Source organism: Marinobacter sp. 2_MG-2023 (assembly GCF_030546935.1).
Classification (GTDB): domain Bacteria; phylum Pseudomonadota; class Gammaproteobacteria; order Pseudomonadales; family Oleiphilaceae; genus Marinobacter.
This window is the reverse complement of sequence record NZ_JAUOPH010000002.1, coordinates 325428-343739: the sequence shown is the minus strand read 5'-3', so window position 1 is coordinate 343739 and position 18312 is coordinate 325428. Positions and strand designations below refer to the sequence as shown.

Below are 18312 nucleotides of genomic sequence, written 5' to 3'. Positions count from 1 at the left end.
ACAGTTTATCGCATGATCCGGTTTTTTGGAGCAGTAGCCCACCATGATCGAATTCCGCCAGGTTACCAAACGGTATGACAGTGACCATACGGCGCTGCGCCAGGTAAATTTCCATATGGGCCGTGGTGAACTGGCGTTTTTGACCGGGCACTCAGGTGCGGGAAAAAGCACGCTGCTGAAACTGCTCATGGTGATGGAGCGGCCAAGTGCCGGTGAAGTTGTGGTTGGCGGGCAGGTGCTGAACCGCCTGCCGCGGCGGCAAATTCCCTATATTCGCAGGCACATCGGAGTGGTATTCCAGAACCACCAACTGCTTTTTGACCGGACCGTGTTTGATAACGTGGCCATGCCGCTGGAAGTGATGGGAGCTTCCCCTCGCGATGCGGGGCGTCGGGTTCGTGCGGCGCTGGATAAAGTCGGCTTGCTCAGCAAGGAAAAAATGAACCCTTTGCAGCTCTCCGGCGGTGAGCAGCAGCGCGTGGGCATTGCCCGCGCTGTGGTGAACAAGCCACCCTTACTGCTGGCAGATGAGCCTACAGGTAACCTGGATCCAAAGCTGTCTGCCGATATCATGAATCTGTTTGCCCAATTCAGTCAGGTCGGAGTAACCGTACTGATCGCCAGTCACGACCTTGCCCTGATCAACGAGATGGGTCGGCGCACACTGACACTGGACCATGGCAACCTGATTGCCGGTGGCACGCCGTTGCAGGGAGGTGCGAGTGGCAACTGATTCATCATCAAGGCCTCGCAAACCGGACCCGGCAAGGGGAGCGAGAGTAGCTCGTTCGCCTTGGCGCGAGCAGGCAGATTCCTATTTCACCCATCACCGAAAAGTAGCCCGAGACAGTGCCGGCCGCCTGTGGCGAACACCCGTGGCAAGCCTGATGACCTGGACAGTTATGGGCGTTGCGCTGGCACTACCGGTTGCGCTATTGCTGCTTTTAACCAGTCTCCAGGGCGTGAGTGCAGGGTGGGAGAGTAGCGCTCGTGTAACTGCCTACATGAAGCAGGATGCCAGTCTTGAGCAAACCCGAAAGCTTGCGGGGGAAATCGGTTCGGATGGACGTGTGACGGAGCTGGAGCTGGTCGATAAAGACCAGGCGCTGGCGGAGTTCCGGGCCTCGTCGGGGCTCGATGAGGCACTGGATTATCTGGAAGAGAATCCCTTGCCTCACACATTGCTTATCACACCCGAGGAGAATACCCGGTCCGCAGATGGTGTCGCGGCGTTGGTGACCTTTATTGAGGGTATGGATGGCGTTGAGCGAGTTCAGGTGGATCTGGGTTGGTTGCAGCGCCTGAATGCCATGACAGATCTGCTTGCAAGGGCTATATGGGCACTTGCAATACTGCTCGCAGCAGCTGTAGTGCTGGTGATCGGCAACACTGTACGGCTGTCTATTGAAAGCCGCCGTGATGAGATTCTGGTGGCGAAGCTGGTTGGCGGTACGGATGGGTTCGTGCGCCGGCCATTCCTGTACACAGGGGCCTGGTTTGGCCTGGGCGGCGGCGTTGTTGCCTGGATACTGCTTCAGGCTTCGCTGTGGTGGCTGAGCGGCCCGGTTGAACGTCTGGCAGGGTTGTATCGCAGTGACTTCTCGCTTAACGGGCTGGGTGTTGATGGGATACTTGCATTGATTATTGTAGCGATGCTGCTAGGCTGGCTGGGCGCTTGGGTTGCGGTAAAGCGTCACCTGGATGACATCGAGCCAGGCGAGATTGCCGGAGGGTGATGATCCGGATTGCGGTAAAAGCGTATTGAAGCTACGGCTTGTTTCAGGGTAGGTTGTTAACTGAAAAAGTTATGGTGAATTTCTCATTTTGTTGATTTAAAACGTTTTATTGAGAATTTCGGGAACTTTTAAGGCTCTTGACGGTCTAATTTTTATTCGCATATATTATGCGGTCGTCAGGTTCGGAGGTTAAAGCATGGGTACGAGCTTACAGCTCATTGATAAACTGGTTCCGGGCGCCAATCTTGAGGCTTACATACAGGCTGCGAGCCGTATCCCGGTTCTCACTGTGGATGAAGAAAAGGAGCTTGCCGAGCGCCTTCACTATGACGAAGACGTAGATGCGGCTCGTCAATTGGTGCTCTCTCACCTGCGATTTGTTGTTCATATTGCGCGCAGTTATTCAGGTTATGGCCTGGCGCAAGCAGATCTTATCCAGGAAGGGAATGTGGGCCTGATGAAGGCCGTCAAGCGCTTTAATCCGGAATACGGAGTTCGGTTGGTTTCCTTTGCTGTGCATTGGATTAAGGCAGAAATTCACGAGTTCATTCTGCGCAACTGGCGCATAGTGAAAGTGGCCACCACCAAATCCCAGCGCAAACTGTTTTTTAATCTGCGCAGCCAGAAGAAAAAGCTGGCTTGGCTGAGCCACGACGAACTGAATGCAGTAGCTGAGGATCTGGGAGTTGAACCCAGGGTGGTTCGGGAAATGGAAGGTCGCCTGTCTTCTCACGACACGGCCTTTGACGGTCCCATGGATGATGACGACGACACGGCTTACAAAGCGCCGGCGTATTATCTTGAAGACCACCGTAGCGATCCGGCTGTTCAGCTCGAGAACTCGGACTGGACTGAGGATTCCAATGGTCGCCTGATGCAGGCATTGGGAGCGCTGGATGAGCGTAGCCAGGATATTCTGCGTGAGCGTTGGTTATCCGAGAACAAGGCAACGCTTCATCAGTTGGCTGACAAGTACGGCATTTCTGCTGAGCGTATTCGACAGCTTGAGAAGAATGCCATGAAGAAGATCCGGTTGCAGATGGTTGAAGCTGCCTGATCTGGTAGGTCATCTGAAAGCACTTTGAGAACGCCACCACCGTTTCGGTTGGTGGCGTTTTTGTTTGCGCCTTTTGTATCTTATAGTCTGGTGTACGAAGCAATTGGACAGGCCCTTCCACAACACGCTGTGAATACATCCCTGTACGCTCGGCTCCGCCATCCATGGCTCCGCACGGTTTTGCAAAGGCCTGCCCAATTGCTTCTTCCCGATACTTGAAATCGAGACCGCTAAAATGACAAAAGAAGTTCCTCAGATCGCATTTCTCGGCATTGGCCTGATGGGTGCTCCCATGACCCGCAATCTGCTGGATGCTGGTTTCCCCATGACTCTTTGGAACCGCACAGCCAGCAAGTGCGAGCCGTTTGCTAGTGAAGCAACGATTGCTGACACTCCTGCAGATGCCGTGCGAACAGCAGATGTTGTGATCACCATGCTGGAAAACAGCGATGTGGTGGAACAGGTGTTGGTTGCAAGCGGCGCATTGGAAGCCATCAAACCGGGGGCTCTGCTAATTGATATGAGCTCCGTTCAGCCCTCGGTGGCTCGTCGTCACGCTGCGCTTGCGGCTGAAAAAGGCGCAGGTTATGTGGATGCTCCGGTTTCCGGTGGCACTCTGGGAGCGCAGGAAGCGCGCTTGAGTATTATGGCTGGCGGCTCTGAGGAAAATGTCTCCCGGGCTAGGCCAGTGTTTGAGGTGCTCGGCAAGTGCACGCGGATTGGCCCTGTGGGGGCCGGGCAGCTTGCCAAGCTGGCAAACCAGGCGATTGTGGGCATTACCATCGGGGCAGTGTCTGAAGCCCTTCTATTGGCCGCCAAGGGCGGTGCGGATCCGGCGGCAGTGCGCGAGGCGCTGATGGGAGGCTTTGCCGGCAGCCGGATTCTGGAGTTGCATGGTCAGCGCATGATTGACCGCGATTTTGCACCTGGTGCGCCTGCCCGTATCCAGCTGAAGGATCTGCGTATGATCCTGGATGAGGCTCGGGCAGAGGGGTTAACGCTGCCACTGTCGCAACAAGTGCATAATGAATATTTGTCTCTGGTAGCCAATGGCCATAGTGATGCTGATCACAGCGGCTTGTTGCTGGAACTGGAACACATTAACGGAACCCGCCTTGGTGCTACCGGCCCGGGCCCCAAGGAGTAATTGCCCATGCCGCGTTTCGCTGCCAATCTGTCTATGCTGTTTACCGAAGTACCCTTCCCTGAGCGCTTTGCCAAAGCGGCTGAGGCCGGGTTTACCGGTGTCGAGTATCTTTTTCCCTACGCCTGGCCCAAAGAAATGCTCTCCAGTGCGCTAAAAGACAATGGTCTTACGCAGGTTCTGTTCAATCTGCCCCCGGGTGACTGGGATGCCGGCGAGCGTGGCATTGCCTGCCTTCCGGATCGGGTTGAAGAGTTTCGCGCCGGGGTGGATCAGGCGATCGAATATGCGCGGGAACTGGATTGCAAACGGTTGAACTGCCTGGCCGGCCTGAAACCGGTGGAGCTGGATGAAGAGACGGCCTGGAAAACGTTGGCAGCCAATGTTGCATGGGCGGCTGACAAGCTTGCGGATGAGGGCATTACACTGTGCCTGGAAGCCATCAATTCACGGGTCGACATGCCCAGATTTTTTCTCGATACCTCCGGTAAGGTTATTGCGCTGATCGAGGAAATTGATGCGGATAACTTGCGCTTGCAGTACGACATATACCATATGCAGATCATGCACGGGGACCTTATGCGCTCCATGGAGTGCCTGCTGCCATGGATTGGTCACATACAGTTTGCGGATAACCCCGGCAGGAACGAACCAGGAACCGGAGAGATTAACTTTCCGAATGTTTTCGCCGCCATCGATAAGATGGATTATGACGGCTGGGTAAGTGCCGAATACCGGCCCTCAGGCGCCACAACAGAAAGCCTGCACTGGATAACGGCCTAGACCCGACCGTCGCCATTGGCGACACCCTCTTACAAGATCGTAACTGGCCGGTGTCCCGAGTTATTCGTACTCTGTTGTTAATGTAATTCGCTATCAGGAGGGGATCCGGTGAAAGCGCTGGTAATCGAAGACGATCAGGACGTAGCAAATTATCTCGTTAAAGGTCTGAAGGAATCAGACTTTGTGGTCGATCACGCTGCTGACGGCAAAGACGGAATGATGATGGCCGCCAGTGGCGAGTACGACATCATGATTGTCGACCGTATGCTTCCGGGCATGGATGGGCTTTCCATCATCAAAACCGTTCGTGCCACGGGAAACCAGGTGCCGGTTCTGATCCTCAGCGCGCTGGGCGATGTAGACGATCGCGTTGAAGGCCTTAGAGGCGGTGGTGATGATTATCTTACCAAGCCTTTCTCTTTCACCGAGCTCCTGGCCCGGATCGAGTCGCTGGTACGCAGAAATCGCCAGTCTGCGGAAACTGAAACCGTGCTGAAGGTAGCCGATCTGGAAATGGATCTGCTGGCCCGCACAGTGAAGCGCTCCGGTCAGAATATCGATGTTCAACCCCGGGAGTTCCGGTTGCTTGAATATCTGATGCGTAACGCAGGACAGGTGGTCACCCGGACCATGCTGCTGGAAAAAGTCTGGGATTATCATTTTGATCCCCAGACCAACGTGATCGACGTGCACATCAGCCGTCTGCGAGCCAAGATCGATAAGGAATTCGAAACACCCCTACTGCAGACCATCCGGGGTGCAGGGTACATGTTGCGTGAAACTGCTTAGCCAGCTCAGGACATCGTCCTTCCAGCTTGCCCTGCTGTACATGGTGGTATTTGCCACCTCGGTATTTTTGTTACTGGCCTTTATTTACTGGCGTACAGCGGGCTTTATGACCGCCCAGACCGACGAAACTATTGAAGCTGAAATCGCCGGGTTGGCGGAGCAATATCGGGGGCGTGGCGTAAATGGCCTGATCACGATTATTCGTGAGCGGGTCGCACGTGATCCCAATGCCAAAACCATTTACCTGCTGACCACTGAAGAATTTGTAAAACTGGCAGGCAACATAGAGACCTGGCCGGATGGATCCCGCTCGGAAAGTGGCTGGATCAATTTTACGCTCAACTCGGATGTTGGTTGGACCGGCTCCGAGCGGCTTGCCCGGGCCCGCATCTTCGAGGTTCAGGGTGGGTTGAGGTTGTTGGTTGGCCGGGATGTTGATGAGCTAACCAGCCTCAAACGGGTTATTGAAACGGCCATCAATTGGGGTATGGGAATAACCCTTGCACTGGCGTTGCTTGGCGGCTTTTTAATGAGCCGAAGCACAACGCGGCGTATTGAAGTGATCAATAATACCTCCCGGCGAATCATGAACGGACACCTCTCCCTCCGTATACCGACTCGCGGTACAGAGGATGATTTCGATCAGCTCGCGGAAAACCTTAACCAGATGCTGGATCGGATTGTTTACCTGATGGAAGGTATCCGGCACGTGTCTGACAGCATCGCCCATGATCTTCGCACCCCTTTGACGCGCCTGCGTAACCAACTTGAAAACACCCTGATGTCCGTTGATAACGACGAGGCGAGAGAGCAGGCAGGCCGCGCCGTTGCAGAAGCGGACCAGTTGCTGGCGACGTTCAACGCACTTTTGCGAATCGCCCGCCTGGAAACCAAGGGCAATTCCGGTGATATGAAGCAGGTTGCTCTGGATGAGCTGGTATCCGATGCCTGTGAACTCTATGAAGCGCTGTCTGAGGATAAGGAGCAGGTATTTGATCAGTCTCTTGAGGCCGGGGTCATCATCGAAGGGGACAGGGACCTGTTGTTCCAGATGATCAGCAACCTGATTGATAACGCCATTAAATACACGCCCGAGCATGGCACGATCGGTGTGGCGGTGCGAAAAGAGGGAGAAGATGCAGTTTTCGAAGTTCGGGACAGTGGTATTGGTATTCCCGATGATGAGAAGGACCAGGTTTTCCAGCGCTTCTACCGCGTTGGCAAGAGCCGCTCACTTCCGGGTAACGGCTTGGGCCTCAGCCTGGTAAGTGCTGTTGCCGAGATTCATCAGGGCAGGATTATACTTAGCGATACCTACCCGGATGAAACGCCACCTGGCCTGACGGTAGCTGTGCATATGCCGGCATATATCCGTTTACGCAAACGTATCAAGGCTACCCAGGCCGAGCAGGCGCCGGATTCTGCCGGCGGAGACACTTCCCCTTCTGCAGAAACCGGCAACGCCTGAAGTTCAGTGGCTCGGGCGGAACCGGTTTACCTGCGAAAGCACCGGCCCGACCAAGGCATCTTTGCGGGTTTCAATCTGCTGGGTAAGCCGTTCGAATTGTGAGCGGCGAAGGTTCAAGCGAACCTGAATGCTGTCCCACTCACCCTCAAGATGCTTTTGTTCCAGCATCAGCAAAGCCGCAATATTGTGGCGATTAACCTTTCCGGTAATGCCCATCTGGTCGAGGCGAAAGCCCAAGGCATCGACGCCCTCAAGGGCCATATCCAGGAACTTCTGTGTATTCATTCTGCTATCTCCAACGCTAAAGCGGATAAAAAGATTTGATACGTGGAAGCTATCGCCGTTCCCTAGAGTGTACAACCTAATTCGGTGTGCCGGCTGTTGTGTTCTCACCCTGACTAAAAGGTAATCCATCAGCAAGGGCGTGGTAATACCGGGTGTGGAGAATAGGCACTGTAGATAGAAGCAAGCATCAATAGCCGCTTGCTTCTTCCTCCAGCACAGCGCTAGCCTTACCCCGTTTTGACGGGGTTTTTTTATGCCTTGTATTCAATGGCATTGATATACCAAGTAATCGTCCCGGCCTCAGTTCTTACCTCCGCCTCGTCGCCCACTTCCTTCTTCAGCAGTGCCCGGGCCATTGGCGAATCGATAGAAATATAATCGGTGCGGTTGAAGATCTCGTCGTAGCCAACAATTCTGAATTTCAAAATCTTGCCATCGTCGTTTTCCACTTCCACCCAGGCACCGAAAAAGACCTTCCCTTCTTGCTCCGGGCGTTGATCAACCACCTTGAGATTCTCGAGGCAGCGCCTCAGGTAGCGCACTCGCCGGTCGATTTCCCGAAGCCGCTTCTTGTTGTATTGATAGTCAGCGTTTTCACTGCGATCACCAAGGCTAGCCGCCCAGTTCACTTTTTTCGTGACTTCCGGGCGCTCGAACCGCCAGAGCTCATCAAGCTCTTTCCGCAAGTCTTCATAGCCCTGGCGGGTAATAAGTGGTGTTTTCAAGGCTGCTCCGGCTAATGCGTTGAGAGTGAGTTTGGAAACTTGTCACAAATCGGTCAATCAATCGAGAAATACGACTAACTTGGCGATAGACTGATCAAAAATTGACACCTTTCAACGAAGGCGTGTCTCAGCTCAGGAAGGGCGCCATGAATGTCTTGCATCCTATTGCCAGATCGTCTGAATTGACACGCTCTGCGCTTATCTCCATAGCTTTCCTGCTCATGGTGGCAGGATCTGTCAGTGCGCAAAGCAACGCCGGAGACGGCCTGGTGTTCGAGTTGGAGCAACGTTCAACACTGGAAACCATTCCTTTCAGATCCATCGCTGAAGACGACCTGTCTGATACGGTGATTGAGGGCGGCCTGGCGGCTCCTGCGGAAGGGGTTCCTGTGCAGCCGGCAGGTGACGATGATTTTTATCTGGACCCTCTGGCGTTGCAGCCTGGCGATAGCCGGACAGATCTCGGCCGTTCAGAGATACCGGTAGAGTTTCGCTTCAGCACGCCCAAGTCCATCCCCGGACAGACACACAGCAACAATTACGTGATTCGCCCACCGGAAAACCGCACGTACGATGCACTCAATGTGAATATGACTGACCGCTGACAGGTACACGCTATTAACAGATGCCCTGCATGGGGATTTTGATCCCGACGGATATCTGCCGGGATCGGAACGCAAGCTGGCTTGTTATTTGAGCGCTTCGAGTTTATCGATGTATTTCTGCATGGCATCATCTTTGGACATGCCCTTGCACTTTTCCCAGGCGTCGTATTTGGCGCGGCCAACAAAGTCCATCATGCCCGGGCGTTTGCCCGACACATCTCCGGCGGTTGCCTGCTTGAACAAGGCATAAAACTCCAGCTTCATTTCATTGGAAGGCTTGAAGTCACCTTCCGCATTCTGGATGTAGTTTACCGCTTCGTCGAATCTGGCTTTCAGGTCGCTCATATTTGTTTGCTCCTTGGTAATGGGTCTTTCAGTCATGTTTCAACAGGATGTGTAGGAGTATAGCTATGGCACTGCAAGCAGTCATTGACCGAATCTCCGTTCGTTTTTGCTAATAAGGCACAACAACAGCCGGTTTTGGCAAAAGTTTGCACATGATCAAAGTTTTATGATTTTTTTATGCAGAATTTCCCTGCGTGTAGCTTACGGAAAACTCGAATGAGGGATGTAACTAAAACGGGGACGTTTACACAACCGCATCCAAATTAGGTCGAACACGGTAAACAGACCATGCGGGAAGTAGAACGAAGAACTGGAGCGGATATTGACATACCATTTACGACCCCATATTCTCGTGACTGCGTAAACGAACCGTTTATTCGTGGAAACCGGGTCAAAGATAGACCTCTAATTGCTCGTTATGAGCGTTCGATATTTATCGAACTTGTCGGTAGGAGCCCCGCAGGGTCCGCCGCCTCTGAACCCAGAGTAGGGTCTCCCTCCTCTGGCTCCAGAGTCGGGAGAGACGGTGGAGCTGGCTGATAGAGTTAGGTGGCATCAGAGGTTGACATCTCCGGTGAATACGACACCTACACTTGTACCCTATTGCATGGGCAGGCCAGCTCCATATTGTATTTTTGGAGCAGTCATGGATGATTTTTTGTTTCATAAAGTTTCAACCGCTTCGATTTCGAACGTAAAGAATCTCTGTACTGCCCTCGATATAACAGAGACAGACCTCGAAAAAGCCCTATCCCTCGAACCCAGTGCCCGCTATGAAGAAGTTCAAGTTAACAAGTCGGATGGCTCACTAAGGACCGCATTCAAACCCCACTATCTCATTCGCCGAATTCAAAGAAGAATTAACAAACGGATATTTGCACCACAAAAAAATGAGCCAAGCACAATTCAGTGGCCTAACTATATTTTTGGGTCCATACCTAATCAGATCATCGACGGCGAAGAAATCCAGAAAGACTATATCTCATGCGCTCGCAGGCACTGTAAAGCTAAAAGCCTTCTCAAAATTGACATAAAGTCTTTTTTTGACAACATTCATAGTGACTTGGTTTACGATGTTTTTAATGAATTCTTCAAATACCCTAAATCGGTTTGTGAAGTGCTAACCGATATCTGTTGCCATGAGAATCGAGTTCCCCAGGGTGGGTTGACCTCAAGCTATCTCGCGTCCTTGGTACTCCATGATATTGAACCTACAGTCGCGAAGCGGCTACTAAGAAAAGGGTTGCGTTACACGCGGCTAGTCGATGACATAACTGTTTCGTCAAAGATTCATGACTACGATTTTTCTTTTCCAAAGAAGATCATTACGGACATGTTATACGAAAAAGACTTTCCTATAAATGAACAAAAAACCAGAATCGAAAGGGAAGCTTCAACCCCACTGTGTGTGCACGGGCTAAGAATTTGCTTTAATGAGCCGCGACTTGCTTCACACGAAGTAAAGAATATTAGAGCTGCGGTAAAGAACATCGAAATAGTAGCAAAGGAAAGACATTACAGAACCACCCATCCTTATCGGAAAGACTATAATCGTTGCCTAGGAAGAGTAAATAAGCTAGCTCGAGTAGGACACAACCAGCACGCCAAATTGGTTTCTAGGTTAAAAAAGGTCGAGCCCCTCCCTTCAAAAAGGGATATAAAACGTTGCACTACGATGGTTACAAACCTAGAAATGGACCACAGAACAAAAGGTTCTAGATATTGGTATTGGCGAAGGTATAACAAAGCTCATCAAAGACTTAATATTCTTCAAAGAACCTTCGTCCACACGGCTAACGACCTTAGGGCGAGACTAAAACTCATCCGACCATCCTACGAGAGCTAAAATGGACGCAAATACACTAGATATAAGATTTCGGGCCGCGTCCAAGGTCGCTCTAACTATATTTATCATTGGATTTTCTATATCCACATTCCTCTTTTTTAGAGGGCTATTGGAAGCAAGCGCATTTCAGCGAGATTTTTGCACAACCAAAAACTGTATAAGCAATTTTCTGAACTTTGTCGAGTTTTCGATATCATCAATGGAAGGAACGATATCGCTTACCATCACCTCATTCACTTTGCTTGGAATATATTTCGCGGTTCTAAATTATATTTCAACCGCTAAGACTAACGCTATCTCTAATCATCTCCTTAACCTAAACACTTTCAAAGATTTTATAAATGACGAGATAGCAAGGAAGGGAAGGATAAATAAGGAATCTATTGACACCTTTCGGTGGTATAACCTGATTTTTCCAGGTTCCAAAGAAGGCCTGTTAACAACCGGTGATCAATATAAAGATTTGCTCAACAAAATCGACAATTGCATAGCCAAGTCAAATGAAGAGTGTTTACAGTCGGGCACACCGTCATTTGAGTATAAACCCCATCAAAGACGCATGCGTGACTCTCTACAAGAGATTGGCGTCAGAATTGAACTTATGCCAAGAAATGACTTCAAGGAAGCAGAGAAGGAAATTCTCGAACTAATAAATACAACAAACAAGGAATTTTGTGGCGGGGATTCTTTGAAAAAGCTAACGGAACCAGCGTACTTTTAGTGTCTCAGCTGGCCTGCACTCACAGACCGAGGTGAGCGAAAACACATTCCGTTATCGCTAACTCAACGACTCCTGTCACACCATCAAGAATAAATCGTAGACTTACCTGGGTGCACCCGAGACTCCTGGCCCATGCGCCAAATCAGCACTATCAAGGCCATCCAAAATAGTCTATCTCGGCGCGGTAAAAGGTCTGCTTTCCAATGAGTGCGGATCTTTAAAAAAGGCTTACTGATATCCGCTTTTGTTTAGAAATTGGAGAGGCCTCGGACGGTCGCAAAGCGGACACTTAGGATGAGCGATCACTGCTGAGCGAAGAGGCGGCTGAATCGGGGGAAGTCCTTCCCTAGTGATTTGCCGATAGTTTTGTATGTTACTGGCCCTGGGAAGTCTTCTGCTCTAACTGATATCGTGCGGAAAATCTCGTCAGAGTCGAACGAACAGCGTTAGGAATTGGGCTTCTGCCCGGAAAATTTCCGGTCAGTCAGTTTGTATTTATATGTAAACGAAGTCGACATAAGTGATCGAAATAATATAATGTTTAGATAATTTCAATCCGACTATCAAAGCACAATACAGGATTCAACAAATGGCTGGAGAAGCTCAACTGGCTCTTGAGGGCAACGTAGAAACGAAAGAATGCCCGAAGTGCGCAGAAACTGTGAAAGCAAAAGCCACCGCTTGCCGATTCTGCAATCATGATTTTAACCAGACCAATGAGGCTTCTAGCCCGAAGGTATATCTGGACAAGCCCCTTAAGGTAACCAGCCAAAAGGTTTATCCCGCAAGCGGAAAAGGTACTGCAGTCCGTATCAGAGACATTCAGCACGTAGATGCTGTCGTGCCGCCAAAAAGCGGGCTCAAGCGAGCAGCTACGATAGCATTGGTGCTGGGTTTTACCTCAATCGCTTTGGAAGGGTACATATTTGGTGGGTTTTGCGTGGTTATGGCACTCATCATGTTTTTCCAACAATTCTCTATGGTCGATTCCTTTGTTCGCCTTTCTACGGCATCAGGCCCCATCATTTGGAAATTTGATAAAAAAGAACATGCTCCGCTCGTCAAAACCGCTGTTCAAGAGGCCATTTCTGATTCCGCTGAACTCTGATTCCCTCTGACCTTGGTTTGGTTGCGCGGGCAATGACTCGCGCACCAATTAGCAACTCCAAACAGCCCTGGGACAACAGGAAATTGCCGCTGACTCCTTATTAGGCCCACCCAGAGTTGGAAACACCCGGCTCCTGACCCTGCCCCCTCCCCATCATTGGATCGCTCATTGCATAGCAATGCCGGTTAATTTCGCCCCTTTTCTGGTAGTCCGAAAGCCAACGGCAAACTCCGGTGGTGTCTGAAAGGTCAAAGCTGAGAGGGGACGGCTTTCATGGTAGTCGCGCCGCCAGTTACCAATGACTTCCGTTGCATATATCAGATCCCGAAACTGGTGTTCATTCTGATACTCGGTCGCAAAGCGGACATTCAGGTTTGGGGCTTACCCACTGGTTAACCTTTTTTAAACACATGGTCCCGGTGGAACTTCATATACTCTTTGAGCTTCCCGGGCACTTTTCTCATGGTTTCCGACGAATCAAGTTGCAAGATTTCTGCATCTTCAGCTGACAGTCTATCCGACAATCGAATTTTTCCATTTTCCTCAAAAGTGACCAATCCGCTATCAAAAAGGTGGTCTAGCGTCGGATGAAGGAGTAATCCGTTCATAGGGTCTAGTCGTTCTTGGTTAGAACAGTCACGCCACGGTTTAATGTGAGAAGCTCTCAAAAGAGACAAATTTGCAAGGCCTGTTACTGAACAGCTTCCCCAAAGCTCTATGACTCGGTGGCGAAATAGTCCTTGCCCAACGCGGCTTTTAACAACCGACTCTCGCTCTGTCTTTTCAAGTGAGCTGTATTCGCCCTTATGTTTTTCGATATCTGCAATAGGGTCCGGCGAACTCCCCTCAAGCGCCAAAGAAAATACAAACTTACTCGGTTCGTTGGTGTGTAGTTCATAATCTCGAAGGGAGATTTGGCCATAGTAAACAAACGGCGAATGGTGAATATCCCTATACAACAGGTGTATCTCATCACCGCTGGCACTTGCACTTATTATTCTACTGTCTGAAGAGTGCTTTTCCTCACCCTCCCAATGAAGGTAATCGCCGTCTATGTAGTCATTGTATTGAGTAAGTGCTTGCTGCTTTTCTTTCGTGACGAACAGAATGATGAAATTAGTACGGGATGGAGTGACGACGCCCCTGGATATAGCTTGGTATCCTTTGTATCCCCATAGCTCTGCGAGAAAAGGACGCTCATATTCTTGTCCGACGACAAGATACTCAAAATTTACTGCCACATTCTCTCCCTTGTAAGTATACGCTTGCAGCATGCGCGCCCAGGAAAGGAATACGAAGGCGCAATGTAATGGACGTTGCCGTGCCTGCACTCTATAAGTTTCAACAGCATAGAGATTTCAGTTTAGAAAAATTACCTTCTACGTCGGAAGTTCTATGGACCGCCCGATGGCAATTGGCACAAACAACCGCCAGGTCGAGGTAATCCCCCTCAATCTAACAGGTGGTCAGCTTCGGCAGTCATTCAGGAAGACTCGTATCCACTCGTTTTCAGCCAGTCGCGGCTCGAGTTTGTAGATCTTCACTATTCGGTAAAAGCGAGCCACATAACCGCAATGCCCAGCAGGCGGTAACCATTCGTTAGGTCCTTTGGCTCCTTTGCTGCGATTCAAACTTGCCTCGACTGGCCAAAGATTCACTGGGTCATTCGCAAATCGCTCGCGTTTTTCACTTGACCACTGCGTTGCCCCGCGACCCCAAGACCAGGCTAACGGCACCACATGGTCGATATCGATGTCGGATGCGTTCTGAATAACCTGATTTGTGAACGAGCTAACCCAACGGCCGGTAACAACACGACAGCGCTTGTCCGTAGCAAATCGTACTGGTGTGGTAGAGGTCGCAATAAGGGCTTCAGCCCGACTGTCCTGACAATCCCCGTCTGTATCATCCCAACCATGCCCGAAAGCCGAGCGCTCATACTCTAAGGTTTGTGCCATTGCCGGAGTTTGTTGAGACAGGATCAATGTGGCCTTTTCAGTTACACCTCTAGGCAACTTGCCTCCGGCATCTGAGCAGTCATCCAGCGATTGAAAAGCCCGATAGTTTTGTGTTCGTTCATACCACCTGCTCTGCGGAGGATGGCATAGGCCGCTGCTGGACATTTTCACTACGTCGGAAATCGCCGGTTGGCTGAGCATTCCGAAAGTGCTCACAACCAAGAAAGTAACTATTCTGATCCTGCGTTTCATTGGTCAATTTTGTCCGCGGAAGACGGTGTCTTAAGCCGCTCTAAAGGTGAATGCTATGGGTTAACCAAGTGGCCAGGCAGAAAACACCAAAGGCGTTACTACAGCCATTATTAGCTTCAATGCCGCCTCAGAAAAGCCAATAATGCTAGCGGCTTATACGTTATTGCGGGAAGCCCGGCTGTCGGGAATTCTATTAGACGGCCTGCAGTGATCACAACTATTAGCGTCCGAGGCTGTCTTAAAGAGCGCTCGTTGCGTCGATGAATTCGAAGAGTAAAGCTTATAACTCCGCAGTTACAGTGTGTGCAAAAGCTTACGGTGGTGTGAGATTTTGCTTACAGAAGTTTTGGCACGCAGTGTTTAACCTGCAGCAGAGTCGACTTGCTAGCACAGTGACGGCTTACCTCCGGCATGGATGCCAGGAAAGCGCGACACCTGCAGAGTGGTGTGACTGCCAAGGAGAGGCTTGGCTTCGTTATTCTGCACAATAAACCCAGATTATGCGCTGCAAAAACCCACCCGCACCTGGCACCTGCATCACCTTCAAATTACGGCCATACGGCAACCGGCTTGCCACGTTTCGCAAGCTTTTTGCGTGTGCGTGAGGATGAGCCCGAACCGTCCTGCTTTGCGGCGTAATACGGTTTTTCGGGTTTTATTGGGTGCTTCTGTCTGGGCTGTAACTTGTCATGCGTATCAGGCCATGTGCTAGAGTGATTTGTGTATGGCTTTATGGGCTCTTGTAGTCGCTCATCCCAGGCCGTTGTCGAATGTAGTCAGAAATCAATCAGGAGACAGCTCATGGAAAAGCAAACAGCACAAGACGAGTACGCCCGCGTGAAAGAGGATCTTCAACTTTTACGAGAGGACATGGCATCGCTGACCAAAGCGGTTGCTGATGGCCAGAAGTCCAACGCTAATGACCTGAAAAGTGAAATCAGCCGTGAAACCCGGGCGGTGTTGGATCAGCTTCGCAAGCGAGGCGATGAGGCTCTGAACCGCGCTACTGAGGCTGGCTCAAAGTCCGTTGAGAGTGTGGAGCATAAAATTGAGGAGCGGCCGTTTCTGAGTATTATCCTCATGTTCCTGGCGGGCGTGATTGTTGGCAAAATGCTTGATCGCTGATGCTGCCTGATTCTGCAACTATCCAGAGCACCCTTCGTAAGGCAGTAGCGGCCCTCACCGGGGTCGTGCTGGCTCTGGTACTTCTTACGGCGTTGCTGATCACCGGCTTCTATTTTCTGGTTAACGCAGCAACCCTGGCCTTGGCTCCCCTTGTGGGCGAGCCAGGTGCTATGGCAATCACCGGGCTTGCATGCCTGTGTCTATTGGCCCTGTTTTTCTACCGTATGACTCGTCCCGCCAGAAAGCTGCGCGATAGCGATAATGAAAGTAAACCGTCTGGCTCAGGAAGCGGTTCACCCGTCGAGGTTTTGCGCTCGTTGATCCAGGGCAATCCGATCGAGGCAGCTCTGATGGCTTTTGCCGTCGGTGTTGTGGAACAGGGTGACCCGAGACTGAAAAACCTGTTGCTTCAGGGAGGCATGACTTTGATGCGACAATCTGCCGGCTCTGGCGGCAGTCCCCAAAGTGATGAATCCGAAGAGGCGCCTGCGCATTCGACGGATAATTCGCCCTCCGAATAATCTGTTTGCCCCTCTGATAACCCCGTAATTCTCTTTACTGCAAGCTTGGCAAGGTTCCTGTGTTTGGTTCAGGTGTGCGTGAGCTATTTTTTTAAGTTCATGATTAAACAGCTAATTTTTTCATTTTAAGAAAAAAATTAAGAGAAGATGAATAGATTTTAGTCCGGATGTAACCCAAACCGAGGAACAGAACTACTAGGGTAGTGGCATGCATTTCAGAGGCAGCGATCAATTCTTTTCGTGACTCTAGAAACGCACCAACGAATGGAACTCAAACTAGCGAGGAAGAATCATTATGAACTCTAACTCTCGTATTGCACTAGCTACTGTTTTGTCCGCCAGCGTGTTCGCAGCTCCTGTGGCTCTCGCCCAGAGCTCAGCCGATCGTGACTCATCTGGCCCGTACATCAAAGGTAGTTACGGCGGTTACAAGTCACACGGCGGCGATTTCGATGATTCGAATGATCTGTACGGAGCAGGCCTCGGTTATCAGTTCAACGAATTCTTCGCTCTGGAAGCGAACTATGTGGATTTTGGCAACTTCGGTGAAGACGATGTCGAAGGTAAGCTCAAGGGTGGAGCGCTTGTCGCTATAGGCCGCTTGCCGGTCACCGAGAGCTTCGGTGTGTATGCCAAAGCCGGTGCGTTTGCTGCCGCGCTTGATGTTGATGCTTTCGATGAAGATGAGACTTACGACGATGTAAGCCCTGTTGTCGGTGCCGGTGTAGACTTCCGCATCACTGAACACCTGACTACGTTCCTGGAGTACAATCGTTATAACGTCGACATCGACGAAGATGATTTCAATGGCCAGTTGAACAATTCTGGTCCGGACTTTGATACCGCTCAGGTTGGTCTCAAATTCCAGTTCTGATCGAAGTGATGTGACCCCCAAAAAGGTGCGGAGACTTTGTCTCCGCACCTTTTTTTTGCTTGTTTTTCTGCCTTCTCTTCGGCCGATAGCTCGTCTGCCGCTCTTGCAGATATACTAGCTTTCGGTGCTCCGGGAACAAGCCTGGGCACAGACCTTTAATGCTGTTCAGGAAAAGAGCTAATGTCTGGAAATATACCCTTTGACTGGTCTTCAACTCCCGCCGCAGTTTGGCGCCGCCATCGCGCAGGTCTTCGTGCAGTCAGGCGCCTTGATCCTGTTCAATGGGGTGCTTTGACTGGTATTGATCGTCAGCAACAGGCTCTGGCGCGCAATACTGAACGCTTTCTTGCGGGAGAACCTTCGAATAACGTGCTTCTTTGGGGGGCCAGGGGAACCGGCAAATCGTCCCTGATCAAGGCATTGCTGAACCGCTATAAAGAAAATGGCCTGCGCGTCATTGAAGTAGACAAGGACGATCTGGTGAACCTGCCGGAGATTGTTGATGATATCTGCGACCTGCCATTTCGCTTTATCATCTTCTGTGATGACCTGTCTTTCGACGTAGGTGAAACCGGGTACAAGGCGCTGAAAAGTGTGCTTGAAGGGTCGCTGGAGCTACCGCCCGAAAATGTTCGAGTCTACGCCACCTCGAATCGTCGTCATTTGATGCCGGAGTTCATGTCCGACAACCTGAACAGCAAAGTTCAGGACGGCGAGCTCCATCCTGCTGAAGCAATAGAAGAACAGGTTTCTCTGGCTGATCGTTTTGGCCTGCAATTGTCCTTCTACGCCTTTTCTCAGGAGGTTTACCTTCAGGCAGTGGATGCTCTGTTTCCAGAGGTTTCCGACCGGGAAGACCTGCACCGTGAAGCTATCCGCTTTGCAACTTCCAAGGGCGTACGAAACGGGCGCACGGCGCAACAGTTTTATCGGCAGTTTTCCGGAAACGAGAACCCTGGTTGAAGCCTGC

The 18312-nt window shown here is 50.9% G+C and carries 21 protein-coding genes; 15 read left to right on the top strand and 6 right to left on the bottom strand.

Features of this window, described 5'->3' with window-relative positions:
• Window positions 1-43 precede the first annotated feature (43 nt).
• The 7 genes from ftsE (at window position 44) to Q4501_RS05360 (ending at window position 6977) form a co-directional block, all read left to right on the top strand.
• A complete protein-coding gene (ftsE, locus tag Q4501_RS05390; RefSeq protein ID WP_303594867.1) occupies window positions 44-733 on the top strand; it encodes a cell division ATP-binding protein FtsE in 690 nt (229 codons plus the stop codon).
• Window positions 723-1736 carry a permease-like cell division protein FtsX gene (gene ftsX / locus Q4501_RS05385; RefSeq protein WP_303594865.1) on the top strand — a complete coding sequence of 338 codons (1014 nt, stop codon included), beginning with the start codon at window positions 723-725 and terminating at the stop codon, window positions 1734-1736. Before ftsE ends, ftsX begins: the two co-directional genes overlap by 11 nt.
• Window positions 1737-1932: 196 nt before the next feature.
• Entirely contained in the window at window positions 1933-2793 is an 861-nt protein-coding gene (gene rpoH, locus Q4501_RS05380) for an RNA polymerase sigma factor RpoH (protein ID WP_303594864.1), read from the top strand.
• Window positions 2794-3028: 235 nt separating this feature from the next.
• Complete coding sequence (locus Q4501_RS05375) at window positions 3029-3940, top strand: NAD(P)-dependent oxidoreductase (protein ID WP_303594863.1); 912 nt, start codon at window positions 3029-3031, stop codon at window positions 3938-3940.
• A 6-nt stretch (window positions 3941-3946) separates the two neighbouring features.
• Window positions 3947-4720 carry a hydroxypyruvate isomerase gene (hyi, locus tag Q4501_RS05370; protein ID WP_303594862.1) on the top strand — a complete coding sequence of 258 codons (774 nt, stop codon included), beginning with the start codon at window positions 3947-3949 and terminating at the stop codon, window positions 4718-4720.
• A 108-nt stretch (window positions 4721-4828) separates the two neighbouring features.
• Window positions 4829-5509 (top strand): response regulator transcription factor, encoded by a 681-nt coding sequence (locus Q4501_RS05365; RefSeq protein ID WP_303594860.1) that lies wholly within the window; start codon window positions 4829-4831, stop codon window positions 5507-5509.
• A complete protein-coding gene (locus Q4501_RS05360; RefSeq protein ID WP_303594858.1) occupies window positions 5496-6977 on the top strand; it encodes a HAMP domain-containing sensor histidine kinase in 1482 nt (493 codons plus the stop codon). The genes Q4501_RS05365 and Q4501_RS05360 overlap by 14 nt, the downstream gene beginning before the upstream one ends.
• 3 nt (window positions 6978-6980) lie before the next feature.
• On the opposite strand, the gene Q4501_RS05355 is transcribed toward Q4501_RS05360, so the two are convergent.
• Together Q4501_RS05355 and greB are read right to left on the bottom strand one after the other, a co-directional pair.
• Complete coding sequence (locus Q4501_RS05355) at window positions 6981-7262, bottom strand: hypothetical protein (RefSeq protein WP_303594856.1); 282 nt, start codon at window positions 7260-7262, stop codon at window positions 6981-6983.
• A 251-nt stretch (window positions 7263-7513) separates the two neighbouring features.
• The gene (gene greB / locus Q4501_RS05350; RefSeq protein WP_303594855.1) at window positions 7514-7987 is read right to left on the bottom strand and encodes a transcription elongation factor GreB; all 474 of its coding nucleotides are present in this window, start codon (window positions 7985-7987) and stop codon (window positions 7514-7516) included.
• A gap of 146 nt (window positions 7988-8133) precedes the next feature.
• Here greB and Q4501_RS05345 point away from each other — a divergent pair, with 146 nt between their 5' ends.
• Window positions 8134-8592, top strand: coding sequence for a hypothetical protein (locus Q4501_RS05345; protein ID WP_303594853.1), 459 nt, complete (start codon window positions 8134-8136; stop codon window positions 8590-8592).
• Window positions 8593-8676: 84 nt separating this feature from the next.
• Here the strand turns inward: Q4501_RS05345 and Q4501_RS05340 are convergent, their stop codons facing one another.
• A complete protein-coding gene (locus Q4501_RS05340) occupies window positions 8677-8937 on the bottom strand; it encodes an acyl-CoA-binding protein (protein ID WP_303594851.1) in 261 nt (86 codons plus the stop codon).
• A gap of 607 nt (window positions 8938-9544) precedes the next feature.
• On the opposite strand from Q4501_RS05340, the gene Q4501_RS18495 reads away from it, so the two are divergent.
• The 3 genes from Q4501_RS18495 (at window position 9545) to Q4501_RS05330 (ending at window position 12612) form a co-directional block, all read left to right on the top strand.
• Window positions 9545-10783 (top strand): reverse transcriptase family protein, encoded by a 1239-nt coding sequence (locus Q4501_RS18495; protein WP_368497301.1) that lies wholly within the window; start codon window positions 9545-9547, stop codon window positions 10781-10783.
• Between the two features lies 1 nt (window position 10784).
• Window positions 10785-11504: a retron Ec48 family effector membrane protein gene (locus tag Q4501_RS05335; protein ID WP_303594849.1), complete on the top strand. Its 720-nt coding sequence runs from the start codon at window positions 10785-10787 to the stop codon at window positions 11502-11504.
• Between the two features lie 589 nt (window positions 11505-12093).
• Window positions 12094-12612, top strand: a complete 519-nt coding sequence (locus Q4501_RS05330; RefSeq protein WP_303594848.1) for a hypothetical protein — start codon at window positions 12094-12096, stop codon at window positions 12610-12612.
• Between the two features lie 165 nt (window positions 12613-12777).
• Here Q4501_RS05330 and Q4501_RS18490 read toward each other — a convergent pair whose 3' ends face one another.
• The 3 genes from Q4501_RS18490 to Q4501_RS05320 form a co-directional block, all read right to left on the bottom strand.
• Window positions 12778-12984 carry an integrase core domain-containing protein gene (locus Q4501_RS18490; protein ID WP_368497299.1) on the bottom strand — a complete coding sequence of 69 codons (207 nt, stop codon included), beginning with the start codon at window positions 12982-12984 and terminating at the stop codon, window positions 12778-12780.
• A 20-nt stretch (window positions 12985-13004) separates the two neighbouring features.
• The gene (locus Q4501_RS05325) at window positions 13005-13853 is read right to left on the bottom strand and encodes an HNH endonuclease (protein WP_303594846.1); all 849 of its coding nucleotides are present in this window, start codon (window positions 13851-13853) and stop codon (window positions 13005-13007) included.
• Between the two features lie 225 nt (window positions 13854-14078).
• Window positions 14079-14627, bottom strand: coding sequence for an HNH endonuclease family protein (locus Q4501_RS05320; protein WP_303594845.1), 549 nt, complete (start codon window positions 14625-14627; stop codon window positions 14079-14081).
• A gap of 996 nt (window positions 14628-15623) precedes the next feature.
• On the opposite strand from Q4501_RS05320, the gene Q4501_RS05315 reads away from it, so the two are divergent.
• The 4 genes from Q4501_RS05315 to Q4501_RS05300 all read left to right on the top strand — a co-directional run bounded on the left by Q4501_RS05315 (window position 15624) and on the right by Q4501_RS05300 (window position 18305).
• Window positions 15624-15947 (top strand): YqjD family protein, encoded by a 324-nt coding sequence (locus Q4501_RS05315; RefSeq protein WP_303594843.1) that lies wholly within the window; start codon window positions 15624-15626, stop codon window positions 15945-15947.
• Window positions 15947-16468 (top strand): hypothetical protein, encoded by a 522-nt coding sequence (locus Q4501_RS05310; RefSeq protein WP_303594841.1) that lies wholly within the window; start codon window positions 15947-15949, stop codon window positions 16466-16468. The genes Q4501_RS05315 and Q4501_RS05310 overlap by 1 nt, the downstream gene beginning before the upstream one ends.
• Window positions 16469-16763: 295 nt before the next feature.
• Entirely contained in the window at window positions 16764-17342 is a 579-nt protein-coding gene (locus Q4501_RS05305) for a porin family protein (RefSeq protein ID WP_303594839.1), read from the top strand.
• A gap of 180 nt (window positions 17343-17522) precedes the next feature.
• Entirely contained in the window at window positions 17523-18305 is a 783-nt protein-coding gene (locus tag Q4501_RS05300) for an ATP-binding protein (protein ID WP_303594837.1), read from the top strand.
• Window positions 18306-18312 lie beyond the last annotated feature (7 nt).